This window comes from Pseudomonas sp. B21-054 (assembly GCF_026016345.1).
Taxonomy (GTDB): domain Bacteria; phylum Pseudomonadota; class Gammaproteobacteria; order Pseudomonadales; family Pseudomonadaceae; genus Aquipseudomonas.
Map to the genome: position 1 here is coordinate 1,128,469 of NZ_CP087204.1, position 15,217 is coordinate 1,143,685.

Here is a 15,217-nt window from a genome sequence, read left to right on the forward strand (position 1 = left end):
CGTTTTTTTATGAGTGCTAATCAGCGCGCTGAATACTTCTCCTAAGGTGAGCGACACAGGACTAGGGTGATGAAACAACAATAAACAGGACTCTGCTGACATGACCGCCATGACCCCGTGTCCGGACCGTCCAGGATTGCTCCCTCGCCTGTCCTCGACGCATCTACCGCGGCGGTCCTTGAGCGAACCCTTGCTGGCCTCCGAGGCGCGGGTAAAGCTGCTGTGCGCGCCGGCGGGCAGTGGCAAGAGTGCGTTGTTCGCCGAATGTTTCCTCCAGGCCCCCGCCGAGTATCGGCTGCACTGGCTACCCTTGGCAGGCGCGGCGCTGAGCGTCGGACAAATGTGCGAGCACCTGGCGCAAACCCTCGGGTTGCCGGTGATGGATGAGGCCGGGCTGATGGCCCATCTGGCGCGATTGCAAACACCGACCTGGCTGTTTCTGGATGATTATTGCCGGGTACCGAATCCCGAGCTGGACCAGTGGCTCGACCGTCTGTTGAACGTCAGCAGCCCGGCGCTGCACGTGTGGGTGAATAGCCGCCGCCGGCCCCACTGCAATTGGCCGCGCCTGCTGCTCGATGACGAGCTGCACGAATTCGACACACAGGCGTTGGCCTTCACCCTGGACGATGTCCAGCAATTGCTCAGTCATCTGCCGGCCCCCCAGGCAACCCGCACGGCCCGTGAGGTGCTGCAGCGCAGCGGCGGTTGGTGCGCCGGGGTGCGCATCGCCTTGCTTGAGCGTTGTGAATGGGCGCGCCGTCACGCGTCGCCGGGGCGGCCCGGCACCCTGCTGGATTACCTTGAGTACGAGCTGTTCAGCACGCTGACCCCGGACCTGGCCCAGGCTTGGCGCGTGCTGGCCCATTTACCACGCTTCAATGCCCGGCTTTGCGAGCACCTGTTTGGCGATACTGTGGGCGCTGAGTGCCTTCCCTTGTTGCTGGACCTGGGGTGTTTTATCGAGCCGTGGGAACAGTCCTTGGACTGGTTGCACATTTTCCCGCCCCTGGCCCGCCTGGTACGCGACGAGCCCTGGCCGCAAGGACGGTCCTGGCACCGCCGGGCCTGTCAGTGGTTCGCCGCCGAGCAGGACTGGCAAATGGCATTCGAGCAAGCCATGCAGGCGGAGGAATTCGAGACCGCCGTCAGCTTTTTGCAGCACCTGAGCTTCGAGCATGTATTGCAACGCAGCAACGTGGTGCTATTGCTCAACCTGCATGATCAACAAGGTGAAGCGTTGACGCTGGGTACGCCGCAATCGGTGGGGTTGGTGACGGCGGCGCTGTTGTTTGCCGGACGCTTCGAACAGGCGTCGGCGTGTATCGAACAACTGGCCCGGTTCGTGCCCCAGCCCCAGGCCTGCCAGCAGCGACAAGTGCTGGCGCGCTGGCAGGTCCTGCGTGGTTGGTTGCTGCATCTCTCGGGAGACGGCGATCAGGCGCGCGAGCATTTTCTCCAGGCCCAGGCCAGTCTCGATCCACAAGCCTGGTCCCTGCGATTGCTGTGCCTGCGCGGGCTCACGCAGCAGGCGCTGCTCAAAGGTGAACTGGCCTCTGCCCAATGGATCAACCGCCAGGCGTTATGCCTGGCGCGTGCCCAAGGCTCGCTGGTGTTTGAAGGGTTGCTGGAACTGGACCACGCCCAGGTGCTGGAACAACGCGGTGCCCCCCATCGGGCCGACCATCTGTTGAGCGCCGTCCAGGCCTTGCTCGATAAGCCCGGCCAGGACTTTTCCGCGTTGTTGGGACGTATTGCCCTGCGCCGTGGGCGCCTGGCACTGCGCATGGGGCTTGATGAGTTGGCCGCCGAGCAATTTCAAATGGGCCTGGAAACCGGCCTGCGCAGCCAGGACAAACAAGTGCTCTATGGTTTTCTCGGCAAAGCGAGCCTGGCCGCCAACCAAGGTGACTACGGCGAAGCGTTCATGCAACTGCGCGACGCCGAGCGGATCATGCAGCAGCGACACATCCCCGACACGGTGTACCGCGGCGTGCTGCTGCAAACCAGTTGCCAGTTCTGGTTGCAGCAAGGGCGTCCGGAACTGGCCCATGAAGCCTTGACCCGGGTGTTGCGGCATTTTCGCGGGCCGCAGGCCAAGCACGCGCCTCCCGCGACGCTGGAGTTGATTCCGCGACTTGAATATCTACTGGTGCTGGCTGAGGTCTACTTGCATCGGGCGCAAGATCCGCAGGCTCGTTTGGAAGCCATGATCAGCCAGGCGCAATGCCTTGAAATGCATGGTCTGGAAGCCGAATTGCAGCTAGCGCTGGTTGAAGTGGTCTGGTTGTCCGCCGACCGTTCCCAGGTTCGAACGCTGGTGCAAGAAGGGCTCAAGCGAGTGGCTTGTTATCGGGCGCAGCAAGCGTTGTGTGAGTTGCGCTTGCGCCAACCTGACCTGTTGCACTGGACGCAGTCGGCGGAGCCCATCGAGCCGCCAGCGGCTGGCACTGAAGATGCGTTGCTCAGTCACCGGGAACTTGAAGTGCTGGAATTAATTGCACAAGGTCATTCCAATCAACAAATTGCCGAGCAGCTGTTCATATCGCTGCACACGGTAAAAACCCATGCGCGTCGGATACACAGCAAGTTGGGCGTGCAGCGGCGTACTCAAGCAGTAGCCAAGGCTAAAGTCATGGGCGTGATGGGGTAGATTGAAAACAATTCCGGGCAGTCTTTACGCACGCTTACATTTGTCTTTTTACAGTAAGGGGTTGGCTGATGTATAACTAAGCCCGGCGGAACGAACAGGAAGTTCGGTCCATGATATGACAAGGATGTCTTATGCATACTAAGTTGTTTTCTTCTTACTCTGAAAAACTGCTCGCACTGAAGAATACCCGTGTGGATTTTGCCGTGCAGGTGTTGTTAGGTGGTTATCTGGAGGCGCTGGGGGTCAACCCGTTCAGCACTTATCTGAATACACTGGCGAACTTTCCGAATCCCGAAGTGGGGTCGTCCGAAACCTTGTTCGAGGAAGCGTTGGCCTGGGTCGAAAAGCAGCAGATGCCCAGCTATACGCAGGGCGTCAGTAACGTGTTCAATAAGCGTTATTCTTTTGCCGCTGAAGACCGTGTCGAGGCGCTGGATTTGATAGCGTTTGAAAGAATCGTTGCGGATATCGTCAGCCGCCTGACTGAAAAACCTTCGATGGATTTATCCTGGCGCTCTATCAGGCCTTTGTCCGTTGAGGATGTTCATGGTGCATTGAAAGAGCAATTGCCCGGGATCGATCTGGATAAAGCCTACATCACTGGTTTTGTAACCCACGACTCGGGTGAGCGGGTGATGTCTTCTTCCGAGCCGCTGGTGGACTATCTACTGGACCATTTCAGCAACAATGATATTCCCTACCACTCCAAAGGCGATCACCAGGCTATTTATGTGGTTCCCTTCAGTGGGGAGGACCGCCATCTCCATCCGCAACTGGCCCCGGCTCACCTCAATGATCTAATGATCAGGGTTGTCCCGGATTTCCTGGGCTGATCCCGGATTCGCCTCATAGCCCATTCGCCAACTCACGGCCCGGGTCGCCGCCAGCAGGCGTTGCGCCGCCGGGCCGTGTTCGTCGGCATGGAACAGCGAGGTCGGGCCAACGATGGTCATGACCGCCGTCACTTGGCCGACGGCGTTGAATACCGGGGCGGACAGGGCGTCCACTCCCGGCATCAGCAAGCCATGCACGTGATGCAGGCCGCGACTGCGGATCCGCTCGCAGAGGTCGGCATAAACCGTGTCGTCGGCCAAGGCATGGTTGCTGGTGCTGTTCACTTCCTGCACGCGTAACTCGATCGTCTCGCGCTCTGGCAGATAGGCGCTGAAGACCAGCCCCGTGGATGAACTGAGCAGCGGCAATACCGAACCCAGTTGCGTCACCACAGTCACGGCCCGCACAGCGGGCTCGATGCGCACCACGGTCGCGCCGTGATTCCCCCACACCGCCAGGAAACAGGTTTCGTTCAGATCGTCGCGCAACTCGGCCAAGGGCAGTGCCGCCACTTGCAACACGTCCATGCCGTTCAGCGCGGCCAGGCCCACGCGCAAGGCCTCTCGACCCAGGCCGTAGTGGTTGGTGGCGGTGTTCTGTTCGGCAAAACCGCTGGCGATCAAGGCCTGCAGGTAGCGATGAACCTTGCTCGCCGGCATTTGCACGTGCTCGGCCAGGCGCGACAGCGACGTGGAGGGCGACAGCTCGGCCAGGGCCTTGAGGATGTCGGTGCCGACTTCGGCCGAGCGGACTTTCTGTTTACCGTTGTTGGGCGGGTTTTCCATGGAAGCGCAGGGTCCAGAGGCGAGTGGGCGTCTTTATAGCTTGACGGTCGCTGCCGAGCAAATTACGTTATGCGTAATTGAATTACGATAAAAATAACCCAGTGCGCTTCACGTTCCTCCATAGAGCGACGGGCCGCACTCAGTCCTGTGTTCAGGAGGCTCCATGCACCTCGACTCCACAGCGTCGGACCTGGTTTACCAATCCGGTTTCGGCAACGAATTCGCCAGCGAAGCACTGCCCGGTGCACTGCCGGTCGGCCAGAACTCCCCGCAAAAAGCCCCGTACGGCCTCTACACCGAGTTGTTCTCCGGTACCGCATTCACCATGGCCCGCAGCGAAGCGCGGCGTACCTGGCTGTATCGCATCCGGCCGTCGGCCAATCACCCGGCCTTCGTCAAGCTTGACCGGCAGATGGCCGGCGGTCCGTTGGGTGAGGTCACGCCCAATCGCCTGCGTTGGAACCCGCTGGAAATTCCCGCCGAACCGACTGACTTCATCGATGGACTGGTCCGCATGGCGGCCAATGCCAGCTCGGACAAGCCGGCCGGCATCAGCCTTTACCACTACCGCGCCAACCGTTCCATGGAGCGGGTGTTCTTCAATGCCGACGGGGAATGGCTGATCGTGCCGCAACTGGGACGGCTGCGAATCGCCACCGAACTGGGCGTGCTGGAATTGGCACCACTGGAGATTGCCGTGCTGCCCCGGGGCTTGAAGTTTCGCGTCGAACTGCTCGACCCGCAGGCCCGTGGTTACCTCGCTGAAAACCATGGCGCACCGCTGCGCTTGCCGGACCTCGGGCCCATCGGCAGCAATGGCCTGGCCAACCCGCGAGATTTCCTGACACCGGTCGCTCATTACGAAAACCTCGCCCGGCCGACCACGCTGGTGCAGAAGTTCCTCGGTGAGTTGTGGGGCTGTGAACTGGATCATTCGCCGCTTGACGTGGTGGCCTGGCACGGCAACAACGTGCCGTACAAATACGACCTGCGCCGCTTCAACACCCTCGGCACGGTCAGCTTCGACCACCCGGACCCGTCGATTTTCACCGTATTGACGTCGCCCACCAGCGTCCACGGCCTGGCCAACCTCGACTTCGTGATCTTCCCGCCGCGCTGGATGGTGGCGGAAAACACCTTCCGTCCGCCGTGGTTCCACCGCAACCTGATGAACGAATTCATGGGGCTGATCCAGGGCGCCTACGATGCCAAGGCCGAAGGTTTCTTGCCCGGCGGTGCGTCCCTGCACAGTTGCATGAGTGCCCATGGCCCGGACGGCGAAACCTGCACCAAGGCGATCAATGCCCAGCTGACGCCTGCGAAAATCGACAACACCATGGCCTTCATGTTCGAGACCAGCCAGGTCCTGCGCCCAAGCCGTTTCGCCCTGGACTGCCCGCAACTGCAAACCGACTACGATGCTTGTTGGGCCTCACTGCCTGTCACGTTCGACCCGACCCGGAGATAATTCATGACTCAACTTTCCACTGCCCGTAGCTGGGTTACCTCCGCCAACGGCCATGCCGATTTTCCACTGCAAAACCTGCCGCTGGGAATCTTCAGCATCGACGGCGGTGCCCCGCGCAGCGGCGTGGCGATCGGCGAGCGGATTTTCGATTTACCCGCCGCGCTGCAAGCGGGCCTGTTTGACGGTGCGGCGCGTGAAGCCGTCGAAGCCATGGAGGGCGGCCAGTTGAACGCGTTCTTCGACCTGGGACGCGCCGCCCGGGTGGCCTTGCGTGAACGGTTGCTGGAGTTGCTGCGCGAGGACAGTCCGCTGCGGGGCAAGGTCGAAGCCCAGGGCGCGAAGCTGCTGCCCCTGGCGAGCGATTGCCAGATGCACATGCCGGCGAAGATCAACGACTACACCGATTTTTACGTCGGTATCGAGCACGCGCAAAACGTCGGCAAGCTGTTCCGTCCCGACAATCCATTGTTGCCCAATTACAAATACGTACCCATCGGTTATCACGGCCGTGCCTCGACCATTCGCCCGTCCGGCACCGACGTGCGCCGTCCCAAGGGCCAGACCCTGCCGGCCGGCCAGACCGAGCCGACCTTTGGCCCGTGCGCGCGGTTGGATTATGAGCTGGAATTGGGCATCTGGATCGGCAAGGGCAACGCCTTGGGCGAACCCATCGCCATCGGCGATGCCGCCGAGCACATCGGCGGTTTCTGCCTGCTCAACGACTGGTCGGCCCGGGATATCCAGGCCTGGGAATACCAGCCGCTGGGGCCTTTTTTGTCGAAGAGTTTCCTGACCAGTATTTCGCCATGGGTCGTGACGGCCGAAGCCCTCGAACCGTTCCGCCGTCCTCAACCGGCACGTCCGGAAGGCGATCCGCAGCCGCTGCCGTATCTGCTGGACAAGCGTGACCAGGCCGCCGGGGCATTCGATATCGAGCTGGAGGTCCTGCTGCTGACCGAAACCATGCGCGAGCAGAACCTGCCCGCCCATCGCCTGACCCTGAGCAACACCCAGTACATGTACTGGACCGTGGCCCAAATGGTCGCCCACCACAGCGTCAACGGCTGCCAGTTGCAGGCCGGTGATCTGTTCGGTTCAGGCACCTTGTCGGGACCTGAAAGCGGCCAGTTTGGCAGCCTGCTGGAAATCACCGAGGGCGGTAAAAAGCCGATTGAACTGGCTAGCGGCGAAGTTCGTAAATTCCTCGAGGACGGCGACGAAATCATCCTGCGGGCCCGTTGCCGCGGGGAGGGCGTCACGTCCATCGGCTTCGGCGAATGCCGGGGCAAGATCCTGCCGGCGCGTTGAGGGTCAGGGCATGGAACTCTATACCTACTACCGTTCCACCTCTTCCTACCGGGTGCGCATTGCACTGGCGCTCAAGGGCCTGGATTACCAGGCCCTGCCGGTCAACCTGATCGCTGTGCCTGGGGGCGAACATCGCCAGCCGGCTTACCTGGCGATCAACCCCCAGGGCCGTGTACCGGCGCTGCGCACCGATGAAGGGGCGTTGCTGGTGCAATCACCCGCCATCATCGAATACCTGGAGGAACGTTACCCACAGGTGCCGTTGCTCAGCGCAGACCTGGCGGTTCGCGCCCATGAGCGAGGCGTCGCGGCGTTGATCGGTTGCGACATCCATCCGCTGCACAACGTCAGCGTGCTCAACAAACTGCGCCAGTGGGGCCACGATGAAACCCAGGTGACGGAGTGGATCGGGCATTGGATCAGCCAGGGGCTGGCGGCGGTAGAGCAGTTGATTGGCGATGAGGGTTATTGCTTCGGTGCGGTGCCGGGGTTGGCGGATGTGTTCTTGATCCCACAGTTGTACGCCGCCGAGCGATTCAATGTGTCTTTGCAAACCTATCCACGGATTCGTCGGGTTGCAGCATTGGCGGCCGGGCATCCGGCGTTCCAGCAAGCGCACCCGGCGAAGCAGCCGGACACCCCGGTTTGATAGTGATGTGGGCCGTTCCATCGCCATCGCGAGCAAGCTCGCTTCCACATTTGATTTGCGTACGCTCGGATCAACTGTGGGAGCGAGCTTGCTCGCGATAGCGATTCAACAAGCAACCTGAATCTGCATGCCTGCAACCGCTCAATGCACCACCGAATTCGGCGGCAAATGCCCCAGCCGCTCCGTCAGCCGGATTCGCTGGATCGGGTCGTCACTGAGCATGAGCGCATGCTCCAGGTCGAAGCGTTCGGCATTGGGGCAATCGAGTCGCTGGTACAGGCTGGCGCGGGCCAGGTAATCGGCGGCGCTGGCGTTGCCCAGCTCCAGCACGCGTTCGGCGTCGATCAGCGCCGCAATGTAATCGTCGTTCGACAGGTGCAATTGGCGGAGATTGCGCGACAGGCGCTGGAGCATCTGCGCAGGTTCGGCGGTGACCAGGTGCTCGGCCTTGAGCAGCATGTTCGCGCCGTATTGGCGTTGCAGCAGTTCGCGACAGTCATTGGGGTACAGCCGACGACCACCGCACGGGTCGAGCAGATGATCGGCGCCGGGCACTCGCAGCAGGAAATGGCCGGGAAAATTGACGCCGACCATCGGAATTTCCAGGCCTCGGGCCAATTCCAGGGCGATCAGGCCCAGCGCCAGGGGTTGGCCGCGTTTGCGCGACAGCACTTCGTTGAGCAGCGCCGCACGCGGGCGCAGAGGCGTGAAATCGTCCTGGGCAAACCCCAGGTCATTGAGGCGCCGCAACAACGGTTGGCCCAGTTCGCTCACAGGCAGCATCGGCAGGCCATGGCTGACCCGTTGCTGCAGATCCTTGAAATCCTTCAGCAAGGTCGGTACATCCACGTCGCGATCATGTTCGGCAGCGATCCATAACGCCGCTTCGAACAGCGCCGGTGGCGAGCGGTGAAGACAGTCAAAAAAGGCTTGGCGCGGTTTCATCAAACTCTCCGGGCTATGCCCCGTTGTAGCTCTGCCATGGACTTTCGTCCAGTCTCGGACAGACTCAGTGACGGGTTATGCCGAAAAAGACGGACGGCCCCGGCGACTTATTCCGGCGTGCTCCAGCAAATTTCGACTGCACGCCTATACTGGCGAAACAAACAAAAGTGATTCGGGAGCCTTACGATGTTTGCTCTCATGCAAAGCTCCCGCCTTGAATCGCTGCACCTAAGCGTAGACCCGGCGACCGGGTTGAAGGCGGTGATTGCCATTCATTGCAGCCGTCCGGGGCCCGCCCTGGGAGGCTGTCGTTACCTTGCCTACCCCGACGACGAAAGTGCCGTGGTCGACGCCGTGCGCCTGGCCCAAGGCATGAGCTACAAGGCGGCCCTGGCCGGCTTGCCGGTGGGAGGCGGGGTCGCGGTGATCATGCGTCCGGCCCATGTCGAAAGCCGGGCCGCGCTGTTCGAAGCCTTTGGTCGCTGCATCGAGCAACTGGATGGTCGCTACATCACCGCCATCGACAGCGGCACCTCGGTGGCCGACATGGATTGCATCGCTCAGCAGACCCGTCATGTCACCAGCACCACGGCCTCGGGAGACCCGGCGCCCCATGCGGCGATGGGGGTATTTGCCGGCATTCGTGCCACGGCCATGGCCCGTCTGGGTAGCGATAACCTGGAAAGCCTGCGGGTCGCGATCCAGGGACTGGGCAACGTCGGTTACGCCCTGGCCGAACAGTTGCACGCGGCGGGCGCGGAGTTGTTGGTCAGCGATATCGACCCTGGCAAGGTGCAACTGGCGATGGAGCAACTGGGCGCCCATCCGATCGCCAACGACGCGTTGCTTAGCACGCCCTGCGACATTCTCGCCCCTTGTGGGTTGGGCGGTGTGCTCAACAGCCACAGCGTGGCGCAACTGCGCTGCTCGGCCGTTGCTGGTTCTGCCCATAACCAGTTGAGCAATCTGCAAGTGGCCGATCAACTGGAGCGGCGCGGGATACTCTATGCACCGGACTACGTGATCAATTCCGGCGGGCTGATCTACGTCGCCCTCAAGCATCGCGGCGAAGAGCTGCCAACCATCACGGCGCACCTGTCCAAGATCGGCGCGCGGCTCACGGAAGTCTTCGCCCACGCCCAGGCGGAAAAGCGCTCACCGGCCCGGGTGGCCGATGAGTTGGCGGAGCGTTTGTTGTACCGATAAAAATGGCCGCCTTCGCCAGTCGCTACCCGCTAGTTGCAGGCGTCCGTGGGCGCTGGCGAAGGCGAGCGATCAGGGGCGGCCACCCTCGGCGATGACAGTGGCTTTGTGTTCCCGGGTGTAGGTCAGCACGAAATGCGCCACAAGCCCGAATATCAGCCCCCAGAACGCTGCGGCCAAGCCCAGGAAACTCATGCCCGAAGCCGTCACCAGGAAGGTGAGCAATGCGGCTTCCCGTTGTTTCTCGTCGGCCATGGCGCCGGTCAGCCCGGCACTGATCGCACCGAACAAGGCCAGGCCGGCAAGGGATGCGATCAGCTCTTTGGGCAGCGCGGAAAACACCGAGGCCAGGGTGGCGCCGAAGGTGCCCATCAAAATGTAGAACACTCCGCAGGCGATCCCGGCGATGTAGCGCCTGTCGCGGTTTTCGTGGGCTTCGCGGCCGGTGCAGATCGCTGCGGTAATGGCTGCCAGGTTAAAACCATGGGAGCCGAAGGGGGCCATCAAGACTGAGCCTATCGCGGTGACTGAAATGATCGAGCGCGCTGGCGTGTTGTAGCCCGAGGTACGCAACACTGCCATGCCCGGCACGTGTTGGCCGGTCAAGGTCACCAGCGCCAGTGGCAAGCCAATGTTGATGATCGCGTGCCAGCTCCATTCAGGGGCGATAAAGACCGGGTGGGCCACTGCGACGGTGATCGAGCTGCTGTTGAGCTCACCGAACGAGGCGGCTACCGCACAGCCGACGATCAGTACCGACAAAATCGCATAGCGTGGCGAAAAGCGCTTGAACACCAGGTAGGCGGCGATCATCGCCAACACCAGCGCCGGTTGCAGCTTGATGGACGTGAACAGCTCGGCACCGAAGCGGAACAGAATGCCAGCGAGCATGGCGGCGGCAATGGCCTTGGGCAGGCGATTCATCAGTTTGTCGAAGGCCCCGGACAAACCGACCACGGCGATGATCACCGACGCCACCACGTAGGCGCCGATGGCCTGGGGCAGCGTGACGTTGGGTAGCATCGACACCAGCAGCGCAGCGCCCGGTGTCGACCACGCCGTAATCACGGGGACACGCAGGCGCCAGCTCAGGAGCAGGCCGGTGATCCCGCTGCCGATGGAGATCGCCCAGATCCACGAAGACACCACGTCGTTAGGCAGGTGTGCTTCCCTGGCTGCCTGGAACACGATGATGAGCGGGCCTGCGTAGGAAATGATCACGGCGATAAGGCCCGCGATGACTGCTGACAGCGATAGATCCTTTCTGAGTGTGTCCATGATGTCTCGACTTGGCGCGGCAAGGGCGCGCAGTGATCAGGGGGGTGAGTCGATTGATTCGATTCGTGGGCAGTGTATTTGAAATGATTGAGTTGATTCAATAAGGGGATTTGTTGGTGTGAAATGTTTTTTCGAATTGACCTTTGTTTTCCTAGTTTAATGGGCTTAATCAGCTGATTTTCAATCATGTAAATTATCTCCATGGCGTTGGGTGATGATGCTTTGAAGTTTGTTAGATCGACTCAATCGACTCAATTTGTGGTCTTGATCGATTGATTAGGGACCTAACCTCCATGTGATATGCTCGGACCCTCATCATTTCTACGATGGCAGAGATCATTCATGTGGGTCCCCCAGCTAAGCGAGCTCAACCAGCCGATGTATTTGTCGATTGCCGATGCGTTGGCGCGCGATATCAGCAACGGGGTGTTGAGCGCAGGTGATCGCCTGCCGACGTTGCGGGAGCTGGCCACCACCCTGAATGTCACGCCGGGCACCATCAGCCGGGCCTATAGCGAAGCCCATCGGCGTCGCCTGGTGCAGGGGGAAGTAGGGCGAGGCACTTATGTGCTCAACCAGAAGCCGCCGGAGTTGCCGGCGAGCAATAGCGCCGCGTCGCTGAATCTGGGGCAATCCGAATGGCTCGATCTTTCAATCATCAAGCCTTCCAGCGAAACCTTGGAATATTGGTTGCGCGACGCGCTGGTGGGCATGGCCAAGAGCACTGATTTCGCCCGCGCCCTGGATTACGCGCCGGATGGCGGGCACCCGGCGCATCGCGAGGCGGGGGCGCAATGGTTGCGTCATTCATTGCCCGACGCGCAATGGCAGCAAGTGGTAATCACCGCCGGCGCCCAGCATGGCTTGATGGTCGCGATGAGTGCCCTGACCAACGCCGGCGACCTGGTGCTCTGCGAGGCGCTTTGCTACCCCGGCATCATTTCCCTGGCCCACGGCCTTGAGCGCCGCCTGCGTGGCGTGCCAATGGATGACGAAGGGATCATTCCCGAAGCATTGCGGGAACTGTGCCTGCGAGAGAAACCGGCGATGCTGGTCTGCGTGGCGACCTGCCAGAACCCGACGGCGGCGATCATGTCGCAAAAACGCCGGGCCCAGATCGCGGCGCTTGCCGAGGAGTTCGACTTCATCATCCTGGATGATGATATTTATGGTTTCCTCGCCACTGACCCGTCGATCAAACCGCTGTCGGCCTTTGCGCCGGATCGTTCGGTGTACCTGACCAGCTTGTCGAAGTCGGTCATGCCGGCGCTTCGCATCGGCTATCTCTACAGCCCGCCGAAACTGCTCTCACGACTGACCTCCATGGTGCGCAGCAGCGTCTGGATGCCGTCGCCGTTGACCGCGCAACTGGCCAGCAATGTCATCACCGAAGGCCTGGACAAGAAACTGGTCCGCATCCAGCGCAACGAAGCCGCCGAACGGCAAGCCATTGCCCGGGAAATCTTTGCCAATGTCGAGTTCAAGGCCCAGCCTCATGCCTATCACGTCTGGTTGACGCTGCCCGAGCCTTGGACCAGCGACGAATTCGCCATGCTGGCTCGGGCCAACGGCGTGCTGGTGCTCAGTGGCACTCAGTTTCAGGCTGAGCGGTCCGGGAGCACTCGCTGCGTGCGGCTGGTGTTGATGTCGCCCACCAGCCAGGACGAACTGCGCTTCGCCCTGACCAAGCTGGCCAGCCTGATCGATTCCGATCCACGCCGTTACTATTGAAAAAAGATCGCAGCCTGCGGCGGCTTCCACAAGGTGCATTTCCTGTAGAAGCCGCCGCAGGCTGCGATCTTTTTTGGTTATTCGTCCGACGGATTGAGCAGTTCGGACAAGGCGTCCGGTTGGCTCTTGAACGCCTTGGCGAACACATCGCGATTCTTCGCCATGTAGATCCCGGCTTCTTCCACCTGTTGCTCGCTCAGCGATGGAACGGCTTTTTGCAACACCTCGGCCAGCAACTCGGCGAGTTCCAGCATTTTGTCATGACGATCAGCTTCGGCTTTATCCATGAACAAGCGCTCCAGATCTCGGCTGCTGCGGTATACCACTTCGACGGCCATTCACCACCTCACATGCCTTCACATTGGTTATCGTTGTGACTACTGTATTTATATACAGGCCAAAGAATAAGCGAATCCTTTCTCTTTGGATAGTGGCTTTTTAATGTAGACCGCTTTCGAGGTTTGTCGCGCAAGCAACGTGTCGACTACCAGCCTATTGCCATCTCATCTTCAAGCGCTGGCCTTTTTTCTGCATGCAGAATAACCGTCACGTCCAATCTGCATCATTCGGTCGAGTCGACCTAAGGAAACTACATCGTGAAAATCAACTGGGCCGAGAATCTGCGCCAGAACGTGCATCAGCTGGCTGAATCCCTGGGAAACCTGTTCGTCGAGACCTTTCACTACCTGGCGTTGTTCGCCATTGGTGCGGTGACTGCCTGGGCGGCGGTGATGGAGTTCCTGCAGATGATCGAGGCGGGGCACATCAAGATCGATGACATCCTGCTGCTGTTTATCTATTTGGAATTGGGGGCGATGGTCGGGATTTACTTCAAGACCAATCACATGCCCGTGCGGTTCTTGATCTACGTGGCGATCACGGCGTTGACGCGCCTGCTGATTTCCAACGTCTCCCACCACAGCCCGCCAGACTTGGGGATCATCTACCTGTGCGGTGGCATCCTGCTGCTGGCGTTTTCGATCCTGGTGGTGCGTTACGCCTCGTCGCAATTCCCTTCGGTCAAGATCGAGCACCCGCACCGCAAGCTCGGCGCGGGTTCCAGCGAGCATGCCGAAGTGGAGAAGGGCGAGATCTAGAGGCCGGCAGCGGAGGACGCCGAACCCTGTACGTGCGGCGGTGGCAGCTTGATGTTGTCACCGCCGGTCATGGCTTCGAGGATCGCCACGGCGCTGTGACCCTGCTCGATGGCAATACCGAATTGAATGCTCTGCACCAAGCGTTTGAGCCGTTCCGGATCGTTGCGCTGCTGGGCGCTGATCATGCGTTTGGCGACGATGCGGCCAGCCTTGGACAGCGTCAGCATGATGCTCCCGTCCAGGCCCTGGATGCTCAGGTTGATTTGATAGTGCGGCGCAAAAGCGTCGGTAATGATCTGAAAAGGGTTGTCCATGATGCGTCACCGCCTGATTGAACGTGCAGTTGTTGACCGGCCTTGATCGGGATTAGTTCGCAACACCGGACCATCGGCCATTCCATGATCGTATTCATCTCAAGGTTGCGAAGCCGGGCAGGCGGTCTATCGAAGGATCGCGACCTGCGGGGCTCGTACAGGGAGTTAGCAAGGGGCATGCCGGAAAAACTGTCGGACAATGATCGCGGCGCCTAAGCGCTGAAGGCTCTGGAATACGGCTGTCGCGGCTGCCCGTTTCGGGGCAATAACGCGCGGATGTTCGCTGACGGTGCAGGGCGAGGGGGAATTTACGGGGGATGGGCGAGGCGAGGTAACTCCCGACATTAACAGCGCTTTTGCCCGTTGTCCGGCTTTATTTGCAAATCAATATTTATCTTTTTACAGGGGTTGAATTGTTCTTCCACCAGCCCGACTCTGTATTCAAGGGGCCGTTGCATTAACGTCGATGGCCCCCGGCGAGCTAGCTGAAATAAGGGATGAACTATGCAAATCCAAGTCAACAGCGATAACCATATTCAAAGCAGCATCCGACTGGAGGAGTGGGTACGTACTACCATCGAAAGCACGCTCGAACGTTATGAAGAGGACCTGACACGGGTCGAGGTTCATCTGCGGGACGAGAACGGCGACAAGCCCGGTCCCCATGATTTGCGTTGCCAGCTGGAAGCCCGGCCAAAAGGCCATCAGCCGATTTCCGTGACGCACAAGGCCGATACGCTGGAACTGGCGATCGAGGGGGCGGCCACCAAGCTTGAAAACGCCCTGGAGCATCTGTTCGGCAAACTGCGCGGCAAACGCGCTGCCATCGCGACACCGACCGAATCCGTTGCCCTGGCCGATGCGCTGCTGGAAGAAGAATTCCTGGAGAACGAACGGGCCGCACTCAACGGCTGAGCCCGATCACTTAAAATTACTCACCGAACAGACGGGC

14 protein-coding genes are annotated in these 15,217 nt (G+C 60.5%); 9 read left to right on the forward strand and 5 right to left on the reverse strand.

The window, feature by feature from the left end; genetic code table 11:
• Positions 1-100: 100 nt before the first annotated feature.
• Both LOY70_RS04825 and LOY70_RS04830 read left to right on the forward strand, forming a co-directional pair.
• The gene (locus tag LOY70_RS04825; RefSeq protein WP_265033809.1) at positions 101-2,653 is read left to right on the forward strand and encodes a helix-turn-helix transcriptional regulator; all 2,553 of its coding nucleotides are present in this window, start codon (positions 101-103) and stop codon (positions 2,651-2,653) included.
• A gap of 131 nt (positions 2,654-2,784) precedes the next feature.
• The gene (locus tag LOY70_RS04830; RefSeq protein ID WP_265033811.1) at positions 2,785-3,486 is read left to right on the forward strand and encodes a hypothetical protein; all 702 of its coding nucleotides are present in this window, start codon (positions 2,785-2,787) and stop codon (positions 3,484-3,486) included.
• Here the strand turns inward: LOY70_RS04830 and LOY70_RS04835 are convergent.
• Positions 3,451-4,272 (reverse strand): IclR family transcriptional regulator, encoded by an 822-nt coding sequence (locus tag LOY70_RS04835; protein ID WP_265033813.1) that lies wholly within the window; start codon positions 4,270-4,272, stop codon positions 3,451-3,453. The two genes, LOY70_RS04830 and LOY70_RS04835, sit on opposite strands and share 36 nt — an antisense overlap.
• 163 nt (positions 4,273-4,435) lie before the next feature.
• Here LOY70_RS04835 and hmgA point away from each other — a divergent pair, with 163 nt between their 5' ends.
• The 3 genes from hmgA to maiA are packed head-to-tail and all read left to right on the forward strand — an operon-like array spanning position 4,436 to position 7,697.
• Entirely contained in the window at positions 4,436-5,740 is a 1,305-nt protein-coding gene (gene hmgA, locus LOY70_RS04840) for a homogentisate 1,2-dioxygenase (protein WP_265033815.1), read from the forward strand.
• Positions 5,741-5,743: 3 nt separating this feature from the next.
• Positions 5,744-7,048, forward strand: coding sequence for a fumarylacetoacetase (gene fahA, locus LOY70_RS04845; protein WP_265033817.1), 1,305 nt, complete (start codon positions 5,744-5,746; stop codon positions 7,046-7,048).
• A 10-nt stretch (positions 7,049-7,058) separates the two neighbouring features.
• Positions 7,059-7,697 carry a maleylacetoacetate isomerase gene (gene maiA, locus LOY70_RS04850; RefSeq protein ID WP_265033819.1) on the forward strand — a complete coding sequence of 213 codons (639 nt, stop codon included), beginning with the start codon at positions 7,059-7,061 and terminating at the stop codon, positions 7,695-7,697.
• A gap of 141 nt (positions 7,698-7,838) precedes the next feature.
• Here the strand turns inward: maiA and LOY70_RS04855 are convergent, their stop codons facing one another.
• A complete protein-coding gene (locus tag LOY70_RS04855) occupies positions 7,839-8,642 on the reverse strand; it encodes a SirB1 family protein (protein WP_265033821.1) in 804 nt (267 codons plus the stop codon).
• A gap of 186 nt (positions 8,643-8,828) precedes the next feature.
• Here LOY70_RS04855 and LOY70_RS04860 point away from each other — a divergent pair, with 186 nt between their 5' ends.
• Positions 8,829-9,848 (forward strand): Glu/Leu/Phe/Val dehydrogenase family protein, encoded by a 1,020-nt coding sequence (locus tag LOY70_RS04860; protein ID WP_123342722.1) that lies wholly within the window; start codon positions 8,829-8,831, stop codon positions 9,846-9,848.
• Positions 9,849-9,917: 69 nt separating this feature from the next.
• Here LOY70_RS04860 and LOY70_RS04865 read toward each other — a convergent pair whose 3' ends face one another.
• Positions 9,918-11,123 (reverse strand): benzoate/H(+) symporter BenE family transporter, encoded by a 1,206-nt coding sequence (locus LOY70_RS04865; RefSeq protein WP_265033824.1) that lies wholly within the window; start codon positions 11,121-11,123, stop codon positions 9,918-9,920.
• 342 nt (positions 11,124-11,465) lie between these two features.
• Between LOY70_RS04865 and LOY70_RS04870 the strand changes: the two genes are divergently transcribed.
• On the forward strand, positions 11,466-12,854 hold the full coding sequence (locus tag LOY70_RS04870; protein ID WP_265033825.1) for a PLP-dependent aminotransferase family protein: 1,389 nt from the start codon (positions 11,466-11,468) through the stop codon (positions 12,852-12,854).
• A 77-nt stretch (positions 12,855-12,931) separates the two neighbouring features.
• On the opposite strand, the gene LOY70_RS04875 is transcribed toward LOY70_RS04870, so the two are convergent.
• A complete protein-coding gene (locus tag LOY70_RS04875; protein WP_003205410.1) occupies positions 12,932-13,192 on the reverse strand; it encodes a YebG family protein in 261 nt (86 codons plus the stop codon).
• Positions 13,193-13,450: 258 nt separating this feature from the next.
• On the opposite strand from LOY70_RS04875, the gene LOY70_RS04880 reads away from it, so the two are divergent.
• Positions 13,451-13,951 (forward strand): phosphate-starvation-inducible protein PsiE, encoded by a 501-nt coding sequence (locus tag LOY70_RS04880; RefSeq protein ID WP_123342719.1) that lies wholly within the window; start codon positions 13,451-13,453, stop codon positions 13,949-13,951.
• On the opposite strand, the gene LOY70_RS04885 is transcribed toward LOY70_RS04880, so the two are convergent.
• Entirely contained in the window at positions 13,948-14,265 is a 318-nt protein-coding gene (locus LOY70_RS04885) for a DUF3509 domain-containing protein (RefSeq protein ID WP_123342718.1), read from the reverse strand. The genes LOY70_RS04880 and LOY70_RS04885 overlap by 4 nt on opposite strands.
• Before the next feature lie 504 nt (positions 14,266-14,769).
• On the opposite strand from LOY70_RS04885, the gene LOY70_RS04890 reads away from it, so the two are divergent.
• A complete protein-coding gene (locus LOY70_RS04890; RefSeq protein ID WP_060740719.1) occupies positions 14,770-15,180 on the forward strand; it encodes an HPF/RaiA family ribosome-associated protein in 411 nt (136 codons plus the stop codon).
• Positions 15,181-15,217 lie beyond the last annotated feature (37 nt).

What these genes read in the sequence shown, in the direction of transcription:
- LOY70_RS04870 (WP_265033825.1), top strand. Translation starts at nt 11,466, where the DNA reads ATGTGGGTCCCCCAGCTAAGCGAGCTCAACCAGCCGATGTATTTGTCG.
- LOY70_RS04860 (WP_123342722.1), top strand. Translation starts at nt 8,829, where the DNA reads ATGTTTGCTCTCATGCAAAGCTCCCGCCTTGAATCGCTGCACCTAAGC.
- LOY70_RS04885 (WP_123342718.1), bottom strand. Translation starts at nt 14,265, where the DNA reads ATGGACAACCCTTTTCAGATCATTACCGACGCTTTTGCGCCGCACTAT.
- LOY70_RS04855 (WP_265033821.1), bottom strand. Translation starts at nt 8,642, where the DNA reads ATGAAACCGCGCCAAGCCTTTTTTGACTGTCTTCACCGCTCGCCACCG.
- LOY70_RS04825 (WP_265033809.1), top strand. Translation starts at nt 101, where the DNA reads ATGACCGCCATGACCCCGTGTCCGGACCGTCCAGGATTGCTCCCTCGC.
- LOY70_RS04875 (WP_003205410.1), bottom strand. Translation starts at nt 13,192, where the DNA reads ATGGCCGTCGAAGTGGTATACCGCAGCAGCCGAGATCTGGAGCGCTTG.
- fahA (WP_265033817.1), top strand. Translation starts at nt 5,744, where the DNA reads ATGACTCAACTTTCCACTGCCCGTAGCTGGGTTACCTCCGCCAACGGC.
- LOY70_RS04830 (WP_265033811.1), top strand. Translation starts at nt 2,785, where the DNA reads ATGCATACTAAGTTGTTTTCTTCTTACTCTGAAAAACTGCTCGCACTG.
- hmgA (WP_265033815.1), top strand. Translation starts at nt 4,436, where the DNA reads ATGCACCTCGACTCCACAGCGTCGGACCTGGTTTACCAATCCGGTTTC.
- maiA (WP_265033819.1), top strand. Translation starts at nt 7,059, where the DNA reads ATGGAACTCTATACCTACTACCGTTCCACCTCTTCCTACCGGGTGCGC.
- LOY70_RS04865 (WP_265033824.1), bottom strand. Translation starts at nt 11,123, where the DNA reads ATGGACACACTCAGAAAGGATCTATCGCTGTCAGCAGTCATCGCGGGC.
- LOY70_RS04890 (WP_060740719.1), top strand. Translation starts at nt 14,770, where the DNA reads ATGCAAATCCAAGTCAACAGCGATAACCATATTCAAAGCAGCATCCGA.
- LOY70_RS04835 (WP_265033813.1), bottom strand. Translation starts at nt 4,272, where the DNA reads ATGGAAAACCCGCCCAACAACGGTAAACAGAAAGTCCGCTCGGCCGAA.